Here is an 18,147-nt window from a genome sequence, read left to right on the forward strand (position 1 = left end):
CCCCAAAGCCCCCGAAGCACCCTTATTAAGACTTGTGTGTACACCGTAGCTTATTAAGGGGGGGTTGGGGATCAAACAACCCCAAAGAACAAATAATTTGAGGTTCTCGCTTCTCAATTTCTTCACTAACAATACACAAACGGTCATCCATACGTAGAGCTACTACCAACTCTACTAATTGCTGATTACTGATACCGCTTCTTAATTGTCGATTTAAAGTATCAATTGCAGATTGTCTTAACGGGTAACGGTAAATATCATCAATTGCTTTTAGTAGTTCCTCAGTTACGAATACAGTACCCTTCATTTCTTGGACATAACTTTTTAATCGTTCATAACTACGAAATCTGGCGCCTGATGGTCTTCCCAACTGACCACCCATGTTTTTCTCTTCCTCAGCTAATAGTTCGGCGCCTATTTTAACTAACTGGTGGTGCTGTTTATCTTTAGGTATAGCAGGTGTATCTTCCTCACAAGCCGCCATTTTCAAAACAGCTAGTTGCGATTGTGTAACGCTATTGCCTTCTCTGTCAATATATATTAAAGAATCATTACCTTCTGTCGTCTTCATGTACATTAACACACCCTCTGGTTGGACAGGTTGTGGAGTATGCGCGCGAGTCGAGTATACGACATTGGGCATTTCTTCAATTAACTTTTTTAATGCTTGATTATCATCAGTAGCTTTTTTCCAAATTTGAAAAGCTTCTGATGTTAGGTCTACTTCCGTATCCTCTTCACCGTCTAAAATTCCAGACTTTTCATTATATAAATCTAGAATTACTTGTGTCTCATCATCCTCGAAAAACGTTTCATCTGTTCCAACAACTTCAGCATTTTCTTGTAATCTTTGTTTAAGCCTTAAACGTAAATTAATAATACGTTCTACACCTTCTGCTGGTAAAAAAGAATAACAAAAAATTTTTTCAGCATTTTGTCCAATTCGGTCAACCCTTCCCGCGCGCTGAATTAACCGAATAATAGCCCAAGGCAAATCCCAATTAACTATAATCGCACAATCTTGTAAATTATGACCTTCACTTAAAACATCAGTGGCTACTAATACACGTATTTCATCACTATATAATACTTTATCACGTTTACCATTACTAACAGGACTAAACTTTCCTGTTAATTCGGTAGGGTCTTTGGCTTGTCCTGTTACCCCTGCGACATTATTAATACTTCTTGCTTGCAAATTATCTGTAATATAACGTACAGAATCAGCAAATTGCGTAAAAATTAATACTTTTTCATTTGGATGAGTTTCAATTAAAAGTTTGACCAAAGCATCAATTTTATCATCTTGCTGTGGTTTCCATTCTCCAATTTGTTGCAGCACACTAATTAATGCTCTAGCATCGGCTAATAAATCCTTTTTTAGCTTTTTGACATCAAATAAAGTCGAACGTAACCACTTAAAACGCTTTTTATAACGACTTACATACTCTTGATAAATAAACTCAGCTTTTCTACGAAGACCCTTTTCTGCCACCCCCACTTTTTCTAAATCTTCCTCCCCCCTCTCCTCTATAGGAGAGGGGGGTAGGGGGGAGAGGTCTTCTGTCTCCATATCAAATAAACTTGCTAATACAGAATCTGCATCTTCATCACTATTACGAGTATCTAACAAATCAGCATCTTGAGTTCCAATTGGAATATCAAGACTTTCTTCTAAAGCATATAAATAAATAAAATTTCGTAAAATGTGACGTTCTATTGATTGAATAAAAGCAAACCCGCTACTTTCTAACCGTTTAAATAAATTAGTCCGAGAAAAACCCATTAGTCGGCGCCCACCTCGAAATAAAACGTTAAGCTGACGTTGTTCTGCCTCCGGTTCTACATCTTTAGGGGCTTTTGGTTTAGTGATTACATAATTTCCTAGTCCATAACGTGGCAAATTTAACTGGTTTATTACTTCTACTATGGTTTCAGAATAAAGGCGAGAATAAGAGTCATTGTCAACTTCTAATGTAAATTTAATTGTACGGGGTATACGGTCTGGGAAATATGAGCGTGTTTTGTCGGCAAATTCTAAATATTTACGCCCTGTTTCATCAGTATGAGCATAGTTATCTTTGATAAATGAACGTGTTCGCCTGACCATGTAACGTTTCATTAACTCTCGCCAGTCGTCGGTATGTTCGCTTTTCTCAAATGCCGCTAAAGATTTAACAGAACATTGATGTTTTCTAATAAATTCTAATTCTCCCAACGAACCACCCCCCAGTTCGTTAATTAAAGCTTCTGGTCTAAAACCTAAATCTTGGTCTTCTGGAACAAATAGCCGTAGTTGGGCAGAAAGGTCTAAATAAGTTTTATTATAAGGTGTTGCGGAAAGTAATATACATTTGCTTTCGTTGGCACCAATATATTCTGCTATTGCTCTATATCTTTTTCCATCACGATTACGTAAATTATGACTTTCGTCGATTAATACAACCCGATAACGCCGTAATTCTGGTAGTTGATTTTGAACGTTACTAATTGGCATCACTTTAGCATAGAGCCGATATTTATCGACATATTCTTGCCACATTGAAACTAAATTTTTTGGACAAATAATCAACGTTTCCAAAAAACAATCTTCTTGTAATATTTTAGCCAGCGCTGTTCCCACCAAAGTTTTTCCCAACCCAACAACATCCCCTACCAGCACACCACCACGTCTAGTAACATGACGCGCGGCTAGTTGAACTGCTGCTTTTTGAAAATCAAATAAGTTATTAAATTCAGGAGGAATTCTAAATTCTGATAAACCAGCAATTGCTTCATGAGACAAATGATAAGCAATCTTCAAGTAAATATGGTAAGGCGGTATTAACTCTTCTCTTGCCCAACTATTATCTATTATTTCCGCAAGCTCTTTAGAAATATCAATACATCCGTAGTCTTTCCAACGGTCATCAAACCATTTTTGCAGTTTATTACAAGCGTCATGGTCTAAAACATCAACATTTAATTCTCCTTGTTTTCTCAGTCCAGCTAAAGTTAAATTACTACTACCCAAAAATCCAACTATCGGACTATTGGGGTCATTACGATGAACAAGATATAACTTAGCGTGGAGGGGATGAGCTAAAAACAGCTTAATAACTACTTTCTTTGTTTTGAGTTGATGACTTAAACGACGTAACCCTGCTTCATCCTCATTTGTCGGCGCCCCAATGATAAGCTGGTCTCTAAACTCAGCCGCAATCTTCTTTTTGAAACGAATAATGGTACTATTATCGAGGCGCCCTTCACCAGTACCAAGAGTAAATGCCGTATGTACCTCATCACTAGGTAAACCCTGCATTCCCACCAACAAACGACAACAAGAAACTTCCCCACCTATATACTGCTCGATTAAATCATCAAGTTTACGCCATCCTCTGAGGTTAAAGTAGCCAACGCAAAAATCCGCACGGTACGAGACTTTGAGCGTGTCTCGCAAAGTAGGCAACAGTTGTAAGTCGATGTTGTCAAAAATGCGTGGCATGATTCCATACTCAGTGGTGCTTTACGAGTATAGCTTTAAAAATTCACTCCTACGAATGTAACTACATTAACCTTCATCTTCAATTTGCACAGAAACCCCTTCTAACTCTGCCTCCAATTGTTCAATAGTTGGTAATTCTGCTTGCAACTCTTTTGGCAATGACTTAACAAGTTCAGCTTGCCACTCAGCAATACCAATAGGTTTATTTACATCTCGTAAAGCATACTCCGCAATTACATTATCTTTACTTGCACACAAAATTAAACCAATAGATGGGTTATCTAGAGGAGACTTAAGCAAATCATCTACAGCAGAAAGATAAAAATTAATCTTGCCTGTATACTCAGGTTTAAATTTCCCTGTTTTAAGCTCAATAACCACAAAGCAGTGTAATTTAACATGATAGAAAAGTAAATCTATATAAAATTCTTCCTCACTAACTTTTAATGGATATTGCCGACCGACAAAAGCAAAACCAACACCTAATTCTAAAAGGAATTTTGTAATATGTTTAATAAGCTCTGTTTCAACTTCTCGTTCCTGAGCTTCTTCGCCTAAAGTTAAAAAATCAAAGATATACGGGTCTTTTAGCGTTTCTCTTGCAAGGTCTGACTCGGGAGGTGTTAATGTTTCGTTGAAGTTATTGATAGCTTTACCTTGACGATTATAAAGGTTATTTTGAATCTGTAGATTTAATATATTTCTACTCCAGCCATGTTCTACTACTTTTTGTATATACCATTCACGCTCAAGATTGTTTTTTATTTTGTCTAAAATTATGCAATTATGAAACCAAGGAATTTGTGCAGCAGTTTGCTGCACAAATAATTCATCTGGGTAAGCTTCAGCAAAAGCCCGCATATATTTAAGATTACGTGCTGAAAATCCCTTCATGTCTGAAAAAGCCGCTTTTAAATCTTTGGCAAGACGTTCAATGACTTTTGCACCCCATCCTTGCTGTTGCTGTCGTACTAATATTTCCCGTCCAATTTGCCAGTAAAGTAACACTAATTCACGGTTAACAGATAACGCTGCTTTTATCTGGGCACCGCGAATGCGTTCCTTTAAGTCGCGTAAAAATTCATCATAAGCATCTAACGCTGTAAACTTTGCCAGAATCCTAAACCCAATAAATTATTTTTGTTTGTATAATAATCTTATAATAAACAGTGTGTCTCTAACAAAAAAATAATTTTATCTGCTGATTGCAAAAATCAGCAAATAGTTCGACAAATTATTGAACTATTTCTAATCAAAGCATTATTAGCCACATAAACGTGCCTTGTTATAGAGTAAAACGTGAGATTGTGTGATGTGAATAAGTTACAAGATATGAAACACGAAATCTTAAGTATTGTAGGCAAAAACTTTATTACAGCTATTGATGGTCAGCATGTGTATGAACTAATTCATCCAGAATTGTTAGCAAACAAACCTGTGGAATTAGACTTTGCTGGAGTGGAAATTTTTGCTGTTCCCTTTTTAAACTTCGCAATTGGACAATTGCTGAGAGATATTCAGCCAGAAAATCTTAATCTTCTTTTAAAAGTGTCTAACCTCAACCAAGTCGGTAAGCAAATACTCAAGCTGGTGATTGAAAATTCAAAGCGGTATTACTTCGACCCTGATTTTCGTAGTAGAGTTGACCAAGTTATTACAGAACAGTCCAATGCGCTTTGATACTAGTGGTTTATATGATTAAACCACGTGATACGTCCTTTTACCACTCCAGACACAGAGTCCAAAGAGAGAGGAGGTTTAGTTTTTTTTCCTCTGTAAGCTCTGCGTCTACAGTGGTAAATAAAAATACATTACTGCACAGGCAGGATGCCTATGCTATAATGCTCTACCATGCTTCTGCCCAGTATACTATTTCGGATGCTTGGGGGTTGATGGCGACACCGTAACTGTCTCCGTGGTTCCATTGGAAATCTTTGCTGCCTTTATCGTCGGCGCCTAATACCAAGATTTCGTAATTAAAGGGGAACGAGTTATCGGTGGTGTCATCACTGGTATGGAAGAATGTGGTTGGTACGCCGTTTGGCTTATTAATATGCTCGTTTGTGTTACCACCCCTGAATTTATATTTGGCTTCTTGACGATATTGTTTTATCAAGGTGGCTATTTTAGATTGTGGCTGTTTCATTCTTAATTGCAATACGTTACCCCCTTGCATGTAGCCAGGTGAGTAAACAAAGCGAACTCCTGTAGCGTCAGCAGGTATTTCAGTAGGGAAATGCTTTACTTGTGCTTGATTTAACCACAGTTTTGAGCGTACTTCAGGGTAACGCCCTGTGTCTTTGACTATTTGATTTTCCTCGCTTTTATCAAGCGCGCGCGATAGAAAAAATCCTCCTCCTACTAGCCCGACTGCTCCCAACGATATCGATAATACTGTGATTAGTTTTACAAGACTTGTCTTCATTGAGGTGGGTAGTTTGTAAAGTTTTTAAAGTCCTATTACCTAACTACTATCAAAGTCCGTAATTTTCCGTATCTAGCTAGGGTTGCATTTACAAAAATTTACAATTTTATTGGTAATTTTGCTGAAGACAAGTTGAAGGTAATATGACGCTTCTTTAAACTTTTATTGAATCAAGAAGCCTGATTTCTTAAAATTTTGCATAAAAATCCGGAATTCTTCAGGAATAACTTGTGTATACTGCTATGTCTTTAACACAGTCAAACACAAGTATTTTTGCGGAGGATTCGTATGGAGTTTGCCGTCGCGCTTCTTTTGGCTTTTATGATTATTCACTACCCACGCAACGATGGTCCAGCAAGGATTAAACGGCGCAGTGGTGGTTCTCCAGTGATCGATGTTACTTTTAACGGCGACCACGAACAAGAAATGGTTGTAGATACTGGCGCCAGTATGACTATCATCAATAAAAAGACAGCTTCGGATTTAAAGATTGAGCCAGTTAAGGAAGCCTACTTTATCATGGCAGATGGTCACATTGGAAAATATCCGGTTGGCTTTGTTAAATCCATTGAAGTTGGGGGAACAAAGGTAGATGATGTTGAGGTAGCTATTTTTAATTCCGGTGAAAAAGCTGGTCTTTTAGGTCAGAATTTCTTCGGCAAGTATGATGTCACGATTAAACGTGATGAAATAGAGTTTAATAAGCCATCGGATAAATAACTTTATGTAGGGACGCAAGGGACTTGCGTTCCACAACATTATATTATAGTGATTATGGAGAGCAAGTTGGTTAAGGCAATTCACCAAACTGTTCTCGGTAACGAGCTAGCAATGCTTCTAAGTCTCTTGCACGTTGACTTTCCTGCTCGGCACGTTGACTTTCCTGCTCGGCAAATGCTTCTGCTTCTATGCGACGCAGAGTTTCGCTTCGTAGTGCTTCGACTAACTCATCGGATACTAGGAGCTTTTCGCCATTATCTAAACGGTAAAAGCCAATTAGCTTGCCTTCTACTTCCAAACGCAGTTGTAATACTTCACTACAACCATTTGTAATTCGCTCATAACCATTCTCACACAACTTATAACCGATTAATTGCTCTTGTATCCATTCAGCTTTCGGGTCAAATAACCAATACTCTTGTACCTCAATGTTTGCATAAAGGTCTTTTTTACTTTCTTGGTCTTCCTTTTGTGTACCAGGTGAAGTCATTTCAAACACGACTTTTGGTACTTGTTTTTCTTCCCAAATTTTATAGCTATCTCGTCCGCCTGGTTCTACGTCGTAAATAACCATAACATCCGGCGCCACTCTTAATTTCGGGAACCCTTCGGCATAAAATAAAAATTGATTCGCTAAAACTGTCGCACGACGACCTTGAAGATAAAGTCTCAAAACTTCTAACGTCGTTAATATGGCATACAAATGGTCGTATGATTCTGCCACTGGCTCTCCATCACCGTTGGGATAAAATACTTGACTGACTTCGTTTGCTGGTTGGGAAGTTGCAATATATGTAGTCATGGCGCCGCCCAGTTGATTTGAGACTTTTGTACTATTTTAATATCTATTATGATAATTGGCTGAAAAATATGATTCCGCAGCATGATACACCTGACAAGTTTTATATAGTATTAAAATACTATGAAAAACTGAATTACCAAAAGAACCTATGTGACAGATTTTATAGCGTCATACGGTGTTGGATTTTAGATTTTTTCTATGCTGCAAAAAAAGCGCGACATTCTTAGAGTGTCGCGTTTATCAATCATGTATAAACTTTAGTCAAGGTATTGGAGCATGTGGAGATTGTTAACTGAGTGATTTTTTGTAGACAGCGTTATTGCCACCGACTACAAATACATCGAGTTTATTTTTTCCTTGTGAAGTTACAGCAGGCGCCCCTATTGCTGTACCACCGATATTTTCCCAGGAACTCCAAGTAGCACCATCTGAGTATTTACGGTACACTGCATTATCTGTACCAACTGTGAATACATCTAAACGGTTTTCGCCCCATGAAGTGACGGCAGGTGCATACAACCATAAACCACCTAGAGACACCCAATCACTCCAAACTTGACCATTCCAGTATTTATGATAGATAGCATGGTCGCCACTGCGTACAAATAAGTCAATTCTATTTTCGCCCCAAGATACTGCTGTAGGTGCCGATAATGCAAACCCACCCAAACTTGTCCAGTTACTCCAACCGTTACCATTCCAAGTCATTTGGTAAACAGCGTTATCTGCACCAACAGTAAAGATATCCTGACGTGTACCCCAAGTTGAGACTGCAACACCTTGCTTACAAAAACCACCAATGTTTTCCCATTCACAGGCGCCCCAATCTGCATTGCAACAAGATAAACGTTGCACTTGGCGTTTTTGACCAATGATGAATGTATCAATGCGATTGGGTGGAAATGATGTTGCAGCAGGCGCCGATAAGCTAAACCCACTGAGACTTTCCCATTCACTCCATGTAGTGCCATTCCATATTTTTTCGTATACAGCACTATCACCACCAATAGCAAAGATATTCAGACGTTTTTCGCCACTTGCCACAGCAGCAGGTGCCGAGAAGGCATTTCCACCCAAGCTTTCCCACTCGCTCCAACGAGGTAATTGTAAATTTAATTTATCAAAAGCGACTTTGGGTTGAATTATGCCGGCGCCAGTATTTTGATCAAAACCAGGCTCACCAATATTCTTAGCTGTCTGCTTGAAGAGGTTTTTTATTTCCTCTTGGGAAATACCAGGTTTTGCTTGTGTGAATAATGCTGCCACACCAGCAGCAATTGGACAAGCTGCTGAAGTCCCATTATCACTACCAAAGTAACCCCGGAAGTGAGTAACTGAACAGAAATCAGGTTTGTTGGGGTCGAGTGCTGCTGGACCTTGACTGCTGTAACCAACGAACTGTTCGTCTTTGTTAACGGCGCCGACTGTCATTACTAGTGGATGTCCATTGGCACCCCAGATACTTTTACCAGAACCAGTATCACCACCGCAACGGTCTGCTGGACAAGTTCCGCCACAGTTACCGGCTGCAAAGAATATTACTATACCTTCGTTGATTGCTTCCACTACTTTACGAGTGAAAGGGTGGTCTGGGTTGGTCGCGTAAAATTCATCCCAGCTTTTCTGATATATACCCCAGCTATTAGAAAGAATTTGCGGTGTACCATCAGTACGATGCTGGTTGATTGCCCATTGAAAGACTCTCAATGCGTTTGATATTGCATCACCATCAGCAATACGACAGTCATACAACTTAGCTTCAGGCGCCATACCAAGAATATCAGTCGCGCACATATTGCCGTGTTCTCCCCACGAACGCGCTTTGGTTCCCCAATTAGTATCAGGTCCACCAATTACGTGGGGAATGCGGCGAATTCCTTCAGATGGTTCAACTGGGCGCCCTTCTGCAGTAATACCACCATCAACAACACCAACTACAATACCTTGACCTTTAAATCCAGCAGCCCAAATTTGGTCTACACCAAAATACTTAGCAACATCTGCAATTGTGCCTTTTGGTGTCGTTGGTGAACAGTCGCAAGTGCCAACAGGACAACTACCTTGACCATCCATCGGTTTGACTAAATCGTAGGTAGTCTTTTCCAAAACCGATTGATTGAAGGGAGCGATAGGTGTATCTTTATAAACCTTGACAACACTTGGTTGAGCTTCAAGTTCAGCGATTCTACGTTCTTCGACTTCACCACGAATGATGTAAGTCTCTTCGTTAGCAGCCATAATACTTGCGGCAATGTTGCTTCCGGGAGCAACTGGAACTGGTTCGTATGCGGTATCGCGTCGAAAACTATCAATACTGGCGCCAACACTCTCAGATACACCAAGTACACCTTGTGTTCTTGAAACTCGTAACTCTACAAGTACCTTTTGCATTGCATCTTCTGAGTCAGCATTCATCTCTACAGAAGTCATTTCATTTCTAGAACGCGACCCACCCATACTCAAAGAAGGCATATTATTCGAGTTAGAAGATGGTGGCGCCTGTTTCGACTTACCATTACCGTTTCCATTACCATTCACGCTTCCATTGCCCGAAGCATTAAATTCATTATTTTGCATAGTTTTAATCCTTTCTAAAATCTAATCCCGTTCTAGTACTACTACTGCTACTATTGCTTAAACCTTACTTTCTGGAGGGTATTGTAGATAGTGTCGAATTTAAATAAAGGGCAAAAGGTAAGGTCAAGAAAAAGTCTTGTACGAGATAGCCAAAAAAATATAGGTAAGGAAATTTACTATTTTTTACCTTTAATTTCCTGAGCTTTACTCGTCAACTTTTTCTCTCTAACACACGCTTTTGCCCATATTCAGATAGGCTTTTCGACTTGTCAGGGAGGAATTCAAACATCGGCTTTCACCGAGTTGATGTTGTTGATATTATGAGCAGTTATAAAACTAATGTGAATACGTGAATACACTGAAATTCACTCCTATGCACCATTGAAGTTCAGTGTATATCACGGTATCATTTATAAATTAAGGCGCTATGCAGCATTTTTTCGCCTCTTTAACCTGTCTTTAAGGGGTGCCACCCCTAGTTGCTTATACCCTTACTGCACTTGACCCCTACATTATGACACCCCTCATCCGCAGTGGCAAGTTTTTCAGTATAAATTATTGTAACCGTAGGTTGGCTTACGCGGTAGCGAAGCCAACACAATTCAATATGCTTATAAAATATAAATGGGACGGGCAGGATGCCCATTCCACAAGAGTCAAAGAAGAGTCAAAGATTTTTGGTCAAGTAGTAGCGGCGATGACCTGGTGGAAAATTTGGTAATTCGGCAAATACTTGATAACCCTGTTTTTGATAGAAGTCAGGCGCCTGAAAACTAAAAGTATCTACAAACACTTGTTTAACACCTCTACCGCGAGCTTCATCTTCAGCCATCTGCAAAATAGTACTCCCATACCCTTCTTTACGGTATGGTTCACCAATCCAAAAAAACTCAATATAGAACCATTCCCAGTATGTCTTACCAAGCAATCCACCGACTATTTTTTGCTCTGCATCTCGTAGTGAAAGACAAAGCTTTTTATAATTGTAGTCTCCAGCTTGTTCCTGGTTAAACTCATTAATTCCCTGTTTAATAGCTTCTATAAATGCACTATCAGGCTTTTCTTCATAAATAATTATGCATTTTTGGTTCATTATTCTTCACTATTTAACTAAATTAGGACGGGAGCAAGTGGCACATAAAAATCGTAGGGTGCGTGACGCTACGAAAAAAACTTCAACGTAGTTATAGGACTTGTAGCGTCACGCACCGACAAGCGCATCTAGCTACACTCCTGTTGGCGCTTACTTAATTTTGTCTGCGAGTTCTACTTGTGTCATTAATTGTTGGCGCCGTAGTTTCAAGCGGCGACTGAGAGCTAATTTGATTTCGATTAAAGCAGTTTCTTCTGGTGTAAGTTCTAAAAAATCTACAACATCACCTACTTTCCAGCCTTTAGCTTCTAAACGTTCTTTCTTTCCTTTATCCATAAAATTAATCCTTTACATCATTATCGTATTTAAAAAGTTAAGAATCAATTCAGGATGATGCAAGTAATTAAACTGCAATTCCTCCCGACACTAAAACAAGTTTATGGTGTGGGACTAAATTCTAATTTATATCTATATAGTGCAACTGGGCGCCTTCCTGCTTGAAAGTAATTAGGGTCTTGGGGAGATAGATAGACTGCTGTAACTTGGTCGGCTACTATAGCTGGGTATGAGGTAGGTCGTTGCTGATACGCGGTAGTAGACTCCACTATATTAAAGTAAGGATTTTTGCCACCTTTGAATAATTGCTGGAATACTTCGGCTGTAATATACTTATCGGGTATGGTTTCTGTTGCCCGCGCGGTGACTATTGAAACTAGCTGTAAATCATTTTTGAGTGTGGTAATTTGACGGTTAGGTGACTCTGGGTCAACTTTGACGGATACTACTGCGTCTTCTCCTAAATATGCGCGCGATAAACTCAACCCGTTATATGCTCTATCTGCAACAATATTAGAAGATTTATTTATTGTACGAGGGATAAGCTTAGACCCTGATAAAAAAACTTTCTCTGGTACAAACTTTACTTTAAAACTAACTGGTTGATTTAGATACTGCTTATTACCTTCAAAACCTGGTGTAATTATATCCGGTGCCAGTGGTGCAGCTAAATCAACAAGCGTACTTTTTACAACCCATTCACCCTCCATCCAAGCAGGGTATATTAAATCTCCATCTGCACTCTTTGTTGAAGTTAGTCTTTCCCACTGCGGAAAATGGGCTAGTCGTTGCGCTAACTCAGAAGCAAGAGCCTCACCACTCCACACCAATAGCCCAATAACTAGGCAAAAGCTTAATATAACGAACCTTTTCATCATAAGGGAGCAAATGCTTTCCAAAAATAAATATATAATACTGCGTAACACATTCCGTTGCAGTAACGAGTGTGGTTCAATCATTCAAAGTCAGCTTCACAAACCAAAATAGATCTGCTATAGTTAACAAAAGGTTAAGAAAATCAAAATATTAATTTGTACTAAGATAATTCCAAGTCAGATTGCAAATTACCCTTATAATCAACCAAGCACAGTAAGTAAATTAATCAAACCATTGAGATAAAATCTTAACCGTATATTTTCAGTTGATTGGATAGACAAAACTGAACTAAGCTGGATACATCAGAATTAGGGGAACCAGGGGGGTAAGTTTATGGTTGTAAAAGTGGGAAGCAAGAATTTAATTTCTTTAGAATCAATTAAGAAATCTTATCAACAGCCGAACGGTCAAGAAATCACGATTTTAGAAAACATTTCCCTAGAACTAAAACCTGGGGAAATTGTTGCATTACTCGGTCCCAGTGGTTCCGGCAAATCTACTTTAATGCGGATTGTCGCTGGATTAATTGCACCCACTCAAGGAAAAGTTTTATACCATAATCGTCCATTAGTCGGCTTAAATCCGGGAGTGGCGATTGTTTTTCAAAGCTTTGCTTTATATCCTTGGTTAACTGTACTAGAAAACGTAGAACTAGGTTTGAAAGCCAAGGGAGTAATTGCAGACGAACGTCGTGACAAAGCTTTACAAATGATTGACGTTATTGGTTTGGACGGCTTTGAAAATGCTTACCCTAAAGAACTTTCGGGTGGGATGCGTCAACGTGTCGGTTTTGCCAGAGCATTAGCTGTTGAACCAGAGTTGCTATGTATGGATGAACCATTTTCTGCATTAGATGTATTGACAGCAGAAAACTTGCGGTTTGAATTACTCGACTTGTGGTTAGAGAAGCGTATTCCTACAAAATCAGTTTTAATTGTCACTCACGGTATTGAAGAAGCGGTAATATTAGCTGATAGAATTATAGTACTAGGTAGAAACCCTGGACGAATTCGTGCGGACTTGACTGTTACTTTACCTCACTATCGTGATCGAAAAAGCCCAAGTTTCCAAGCTTTGGTTGACCAAGTTTATAAAATTATTACAAATCCTGAATTAGAAAACGTATCTCAAACTGCTGCGGCGCCTCAAACTACAGAAACTCAACCTCGTAAATATCCACCGTTACCAGCAGTTCGTATTGGTTCAATAGCAGGGTTTTTGGAATTGTTAGAAGACCGACAAGGAGATTTATATCGTCTCGGTCAAGAATTGCAGTTAGAAGTCGATGAAATTTTACCAATTGTTGAAGCAGCACAGTTAATGAAATTAGTAAACCTTCGAGAAGGGGATATTAATTTAACACCAGTTGGCGAACAATTTATTACTAGTGATATTGATGAACGCAAAGCAATTGTTCGTAATCAACTTTTAACAAATCTTTTTTTAGTGCAGCAAATAAGTAATTTACTGCAAGCGAAGCGCAATCAAAGGGTTCCAGAAGAGTTGATATTAGACATTTTGGAGGCTCATTTTAGTCCAGAAGAAGCACAAAGACAGTTAAAAACAGCTATTGACTGGGGACGCTATGCAGAAATTTATAGCTACGATGAGCCTGCGGGTGAAATTTTCTTAGAAAGTGTTGTTGATGCTGATTAATTCTTATTGTAAATAAATCAGTAAATAAATCAGTAAATAAATCAGGTGCGTGACACCACCTGATTATTGCTCCGTTTAAAAATTGTTTTAGTGTCACGCACCCTACCTTTATTCCTTATGACTAGACCTTTAACTCCTGCAAACCAAGCTTTGCGTAGGTTGAATTGGACTTGGCAAGATGCATTATTGGTTTTCGCAATAATCACTTTAATTTTTGCCATTGTTCGCACAGCTACTAATTTTACTGGCGCCTACAATCCAACGTTTCAAGTTAATACAAGTTTAAGCGTTTTACCTTCTTACACACTCCAAACCTTGATTAGGATGGTGACTGCTTATTTTTGTTCGCTGATTTTTACTTTAGTTTATGCTTATAGTGCTTACCGTTATAAATCGGCAGCTAAGATTTTAATACCCCTTTTAGATGTATTGCAATCAATTCCTGTATTGTCTATTGCCCCTGGAGTTGTGTTAGCTTTAATTGCTTTGTTCCCAGGTCAGCGTATTGGTATAGAGTTGGCGGCAATTTTGATGATTTTCACTGGTATGGCTTGGAACATGGTGTTCAGTTTTTACCAGTCTTTGCAAGGTATACCTAGTGAGTTAAAAGAAGCTGCGCGCGTTTATGGTTTAAGTGGTTGGCAGCGATTTTGGACTTTAGAATTACCAAGTGGCGCCATTGGTTTGGTATGGAATAGTGTAATGTCAGTTGCTGGTGGTTGGTTTTTTCTAATTGCGATTGAATCTTTAACGCTAGGAGATAAAAACTTTCGGCTTCCTGGTTTAGGCGCCTATTTAGGTGCAGCAGCAGACAAAGGTAATTTTGTCGCCTTAACTTGGGGTTTAATAATTCTGATTGCAGTGATTATCGCTACAGACTATTTTATTTGGCGCCCACTAATTACTTGGGCAGAAAAATTTAAATACGAAACAGTTGAGTCAGAAAATGTACCGACTTCCGCTGTTTTAGATTTTATCAGAAGGTCGCCAACTTTGAGAATAATTACCGAAAGAATTTGGCAACCTTTAACCAGGACTTTATCGCGTCCTTCACGCAATCAACCATCAAAAGAACCTACACCTACTTATAATTCTCCTGTAAGTCAATGGATTAATTGGTTATTTGTTAGTGGACTAAGTTTTATCGTGCTGTGGGGAACTTGGGAAGCTTTCTTAATGTTGCGGTTACTAAATTTTTCTGATTGGCAATCTGTTATAGTTGGCGCCATCTGGACATCGATTCGAGTGTTTACAGCTTTAGTGCTATCACTGTTATGGACAATACCAGTCGGAGTAACAATTGGTCGTAACCCAAAACTAGCGCAACTACTACAACCAATAGTTCAAATAGCAGCTTCTGTACCTGCAACAGCTTTGTTTCCTGTGTTGCTTTTATTTCTAATTCGTATTGGTGGTGGATTAAAGATTGGTTCGGTAGCTTTAATGATGCTGGGGACAATGTGGTACATCTTATTCAATGTTATCGCTGGTGCCCAAGCTATTCCTTCAGAACTATTTGAAGCTGCTACTGTTTACAAACTTAAAACTATTCAACGTTGGCGAACTGTAATACTACCTGGTATCTTCCCATATTTAGTTACAGGCATTATTACAGCAGTTGGTGGGGCCTGGAATGCGAGCATTGTTAGCGAGTATGTACAGTTTCAAGGACACACTATTACCACTCCCGGTTTAGGTTCACTTATTTCTCAAGCTTCAGCAACTGGTAAATATCCTCTTTTACTAGCTGCAACTGCTGTCATGTCTATTTTAGTTGTTCTAACTAATAGATTAGTTTGGCGCCCGCTATATCGTCTCGCACAAGAAAAGTATCAATTACTAGTTTAAATGCCGTATGTAGAGACGTGATTAATCACGTCTCTACGTGTTTTATTTGTAAATTAAAGAATGTACAGCAAGCCGAACAATATAATCCAAATTACGTCAACGAAGTGCCAATATAACTCAGCCGCTTCGATACCAAAATGGTGTTGGTCACTGTAATGACCTGCTTTGCGAGAACGCCATAATACAGCGAGAATTGCGATTACACCAATCGTTACGTGTAAACCGTGAAACCCAGTTAACACATAAAACGCGCTGGCAAATAAGTTCGTTGTTAAACCAAATTCAAGGTGGGTATATTCATATACTTGACCGAACAAGAATATGATTCCCATAAGCGCGGTAATACCAAACCACAACTGCATTCCGCGCACATCGTTCTTTTTAATTGCGGAGTCAGCATTATGGATAACGAAGCTACTAGCTATCAGGTTAACGGTGTTAACACTAGGTAGCAGTAACTCAAGTTCTGGAGTTCCTTCAGGTGGGAAAACTGGTAGTACAGACCTAAAAGCGAGATAGGCGCCGAACAAACCCATGAAAATCATACCTTCAGCAACTAGGAAGAAAACAAGCCCAAACATCCGGTGGTCTGGGTGTTCTTCGTGATGTGCTTCGGCAGTTGCTGTATGGTGATGATTTAACTCTGTTTTTGCTGGGTCAACAATTTGACTTTGCATGAAGATTTATTATTTAAAGGACAACAAACAGGTAGGGTGCGTGACGCTATAACAATTCACAAAATAAAACGAATAATCTAGTAGCGTCACGCACCTTACGAGGCGCGGAGTTGAAGAAAGTTGTAAGTTAGAAGTTGAGATTATTCCTAACTTCTAACTCATGAAGTGCGTAACGCCACCAGTTAATTCGTTTGATTTTACGATTGTTATGGCGTTACGCACCCTACTTTTTATCGTTCTTCTGTTTTTGCTGCTATTGACGGATATGGTTCGTCAGGGTCTGAACGTAACACAGAGTTAGTAGCTGCCGATGTTAATGGGTTATCAGTTTGCATTGGTACGCCGTACTTGGCATTTTCTAAACCGTAATCGTAGGGTCCAGTTGCTAATACAGGAATTCCTTCAAAATTCTCAATTGCTGGTGGCGAAGTTGTCATCCACTCTAAAGTGAGACTTCTCCAAGGATTATCACCTGCCTTTTCGCCATACAACCAACTCCAAACCATATTAATGATGAAGGGCAAGGTTGAAATAGCAAGAAGGTAAGAACCGTAGGTACAAATTTCGTTTATCGATGTAAATTTGGGGTCGTACTGAGCAATACGACGGTTCATACCCATCAAACCAAGTTTGTGCATGGGTAAGAAGGTCATGTTCAAACCAATAATAGTTAAAGCAAAGTGAACTTTACCCCAAAATTCGTTGAACATCCGCCCGGTCATTTTCGGGAACCAGTGATAAATTCCTGCGAAAATACCGAGAACACTACCACCAAATAACACGTAGTGAAGGTGGGCAACAACAAAGTATGTATCGTGTACGTGAATATCAAAAGGCACAGCAGCGAGCATTACACCACTGATACCACCAATTACGAACGTGCCAACAAACCCCATTGCAAAAAGCATTGGAGTGTTGAGTTGAATTTTACCGCCCCACATTGTCGCCAACCAGCTAAATATTTTAATACCAGTAGGTACAGCGATAATCATGGTCGTAATCATGAAAAACATCCGCAACCAACCTGGGATACCACTGGTAAACATGTGGTGTGCCCAAACGATTAGTCCAAGGAAGCTAATAGCCAAACTTGAATAGGCAATAGCTTTGTAACCAAAGATTGGTTTCCGAGAGTGGGTAGGGATAATTTCCGAGATGCCCCCAAAGAAGGGCAAAATCATGATGTATACGGCTGGGTGAGAGTAGAACCAAAACATGTGCTGGTAAACTACTGGGTCGCCACCACCCGTTGGGTTAAAAAATGTCGTTCCGGCAAATAAGTCAAACGACAATAAAATCAAACCTGCTGCTAATACTGGGGTGGATACAAGTACTAACGCCGAAGTTGCGAGCATTGCCCAGCAAAATAACGGCATTTGGTGGAACCCCATTCCCGGTATACGCATTTTGAGCAGCGTTACAAGGAAATTAATCGCCCCCAAAATTGATGACGTTCCCAATATTAACAAGCTCATAATCCATATTCCCTCACCCACCTGTCCTGTAACTAGTGACAGTGGTGGATATGAAGTCCAGCCTGCATCTGGTGCATCTCCCACAACTAAACTACTAACTAGTAGTAAACGGCCTATAGGAATCATCCAAAATGCAACAGCATTGAGACGAGGGAACGCCATATCTTTGGCGTCACTC

14 protein-coding genes are annotated in these 18,147 nt (G+C 39.4%); 4 read left to right on the forward strand and 10 right to left on the reverse strand.

Annotation, left to right across the window (positions count from 1 at the left end):
* Nucleotides 1-25: 25 nt before the first annotated feature.
* A complete protein-coding gene (locus tag AC2JBO_RS32105) occupies nucleotides 26-3,484 on the reverse strand; it encodes a helicase-related protein (protein ID WP_496957689.1) in 3,459 nt (1,152 codons plus the stop codon).
* 66 nt (nucleotides 3,485-3,550) lie between these two features.
* The gene (locus tag AC2JBO_RS32110; RefSeq protein WP_496957701.1) at nucleotides 3,551-4,615 is read right to left on the reverse strand and encodes a PDDEXK nuclease domain-containing protein; all 1,065 of its coding nucleotides are present in this window, start codon (nucleotides 4,613-4,615) and stop codon (nucleotides 3,551-3,553) included.
* Between the two features lie 183 nt (nucleotides 4,616-4,798).
* Here AC2JBO_RS32110 and AC2JBO_RS32115 point away from each other — a divergent pair, with 183 nt between their 5' ends.
* Nucleotides 4,799-5,164 (forward strand): STAS-like domain-containing protein, encoded by a 366-nt coding sequence (locus AC2JBO_RS32115; protein ID WP_496957690.1) that lies wholly within the window; start codon nucleotides 4,799-4,801, stop codon nucleotides 5,162-5,164.
* A 166-nt stretch (nucleotides 5,165-5,330) separates the two neighbouring features.
* On the opposite strand, the gene AC2JBO_RS32120 is transcribed toward AC2JBO_RS32115, so the two are convergent.
* On the reverse strand, nucleotides 5,331-5,909 hold the full coding sequence (locus AC2JBO_RS32120) for a hypothetical protein (RefSeq protein WP_496957691.1): 579 nt from the start codon (nucleotides 5,907-5,909) through the stop codon (nucleotides 5,331-5,333).
* 273 nt (nucleotides 5,910-6,182) lie between these two features.
* On the opposite strand from AC2JBO_RS32120, the gene AC2JBO_RS32125 reads away from it, so the two are divergent.
* The gene (locus tag AC2JBO_RS32125; RefSeq protein WP_496957692.1) at nucleotides 6,183-6,629 is read left to right on the forward strand and encodes a retropepsin-like aspartic protease family protein; all 447 of its coding nucleotides are present in this window, start codon (nucleotides 6,183-6,185) and stop codon (nucleotides 6,627-6,629) included.
* A gap of 70 nt (nucleotides 6,630-6,699) precedes the next feature.
* Here AC2JBO_RS32125 and AC2JBO_RS32130 read toward each other — a convergent pair whose 3' ends face one another.
* From AC2JBO_RS32130 to AC2JBO_RS32150, 5 genes are all read right to left on the reverse strand, one after another.
* On the reverse strand, nucleotides 6,700-7,431 hold the full coding sequence (locus AC2JBO_RS32130) for a Uma2 family endonuclease (RefSeq protein ID WP_496957693.1): 732 nt from the start codon (nucleotides 7,429-7,431) through the stop codon (nucleotides 6,700-6,702).
* 288 nt (nucleotides 7,432-7,719) lie between these two features.
* The gene (locus AC2JBO_RS32135) at nucleotides 7,720-10,008 is read right to left on the reverse strand and encodes a DUF8189 domain-containing protein (RefSeq protein ID WP_496957694.1); all 2,289 of its coding nucleotides are present in this window, start codon (nucleotides 10,006-10,008) and stop codon (nucleotides 7,720-7,722) included.
* A gap of 667 nt (nucleotides 10,009-10,675) precedes the next feature.
* Nucleotides 10,676-11,101, reverse strand: coding sequence for a GNAT family N-acetyltransferase (locus AC2JBO_RS32140; protein ID WP_496957695.1), 426 nt, complete (start codon nucleotides 11,099-11,101; stop codon nucleotides 10,676-10,678).
* 150 nt (nucleotides 11,102-11,251) lie between these two features.
* Entirely contained in the window at nucleotides 11,252-11,437 is a 186-nt protein-coding gene (locus AC2JBO_RS32145) for a hypothetical protein (RefSeq protein WP_496957696.1), read from the reverse strand.
* 101 nt (nucleotides 11,438-11,538) lie between these two features.
* Nucleotides 11,539-12,312: a DUF6816 family protein gene (locus AC2JBO_RS32150; RefSeq protein ID WP_496957702.1), complete on the reverse strand. Its 774-nt coding sequence runs from the start codon at nucleotides 12,310-12,312 to the stop codon at nucleotides 11,539-11,541.
* A 334-nt stretch (nucleotides 12,313-12,646) separates the two neighbouring features.
* Between AC2JBO_RS32150 and AC2JBO_RS32155 the strand changes: the two genes are divergently transcribed.
* Nucleotides 12,647-13,969 carry an ABC transporter ATP-binding protein gene (locus tag AC2JBO_RS32155; RefSeq protein ID WP_496957697.1) on the forward strand — a complete coding sequence of 441 codons (1,323 nt, stop codon included), beginning with the start codon at nucleotides 12,647-12,649 and terminating at the stop codon, nucleotides 13,967-13,969.
* Between the two features lie 117 nt (nucleotides 13,970-14,086).
* A complete protein-coding gene (locus AC2JBO_RS32160; RefSeq protein ID WP_496957698.1) occupies nucleotides 14,087-15,817 on the forward strand; it encodes an ABC transporter permease in 1,731 nt (576 codons plus the stop codon).
* 53 nt (nucleotides 15,818-15,870) lie between these two features.
* Here the strand turns inward: AC2JBO_RS32160 and AC2JBO_RS32165 are convergent, their stop codons facing one another.
* Nucleotides 15,871-16,494, reverse strand: a complete 624-nt coding sequence (locus AC2JBO_RS32165) for a cytochrome c oxidase subunit 3 (protein WP_496957699.1) — start codon at nucleotides 16,492-16,494, stop codon at nucleotides 15,871-15,873.
* A gap of 230 nt (nucleotides 16,495-16,724) precedes the next feature.
* A partial coding sequence (locus AC2JBO_RS32170) for a cytochrome c oxidase subunit I (RefSeq protein WP_496957700.1) occupies nucleotides 16,725-18,147 on the reverse strand: 1,423 nt, incomplete at its 5' end.

Source organism: Calothrix sp. CBUCES-K 9914 (genome assembly GCF_059640475.1).

Bases quoted from the DNA above. Each gene is read 5' to 3' on its own strand.
- AC2JBO_RS32105 (WP_496957689.1), bottom strand. From the start codon at position 3,484: ATGCCACGCATTTTTGACAACATCGACTTACAACTGTTGCCTACTTTG.
- AC2JBO_RS32120 (WP_496957691.1), bottom strand. From the start codon at position 5,909: ATGAAGACAAGTCTTGTAAAACTAATCACAGTATTATCGATATCGTTG.
- AC2JBO_RS32130 (WP_496957693.1), bottom strand. From the start codon at position 7,431: ATGACTACATATATTGCAACTTCCCAACCAGCAAACGAAGTCAGTCAA.
- AC2JBO_RS32135 (WP_496957694.1), bottom strand. From the start codon at position 10,008: ATGCAAAATAATGAATTTAATGCTTCGGGCAATGGAAGCGTGAATGGT.
- AC2JBO_RS32140 (WP_496957695.1), bottom strand. From the start codon at position 11,101: ATGAACCAAAAATGCATAATTATTTATGAAGAAAAGCCTGATAGTGCA.
- AC2JBO_RS32145 (WP_496957696.1), bottom strand. From the start codon at position 11,437: ATGGATAAAGGAAAGAAAGAACGTTTAGAAGCTAAAGGCTGGAAAGTA.
- AC2JBO_RS32150 (WP_496957702.1), bottom strand. From the start codon at position 12,312: ATGAAAAGGTTCGTTATATTAAGCTTTTGCCTAGTTATTGGGCTATTG.
- AC2JBO_RS32155 (WP_496957697.1), top strand. From the start codon at position 12,647: ATGGTTGTAAAAGTGGGAAGCAAGAATTTAATTTCTTTAGAATCAATT.
- AC2JBO_RS32160 (WP_496957698.1), top strand. From the start codon at position 14,087: ATGACTAGACCTTTAACTCCTGCAAACCAAGCTTTGCGTAGGTTGAAT.
- AC2JBO_RS32165 (WP_496957699.1), bottom strand. From the start codon at position 16,494: ATGCAAAGTCAAATTGTTGACCCAGCAAAAACAGAGTTAAATCATCAC.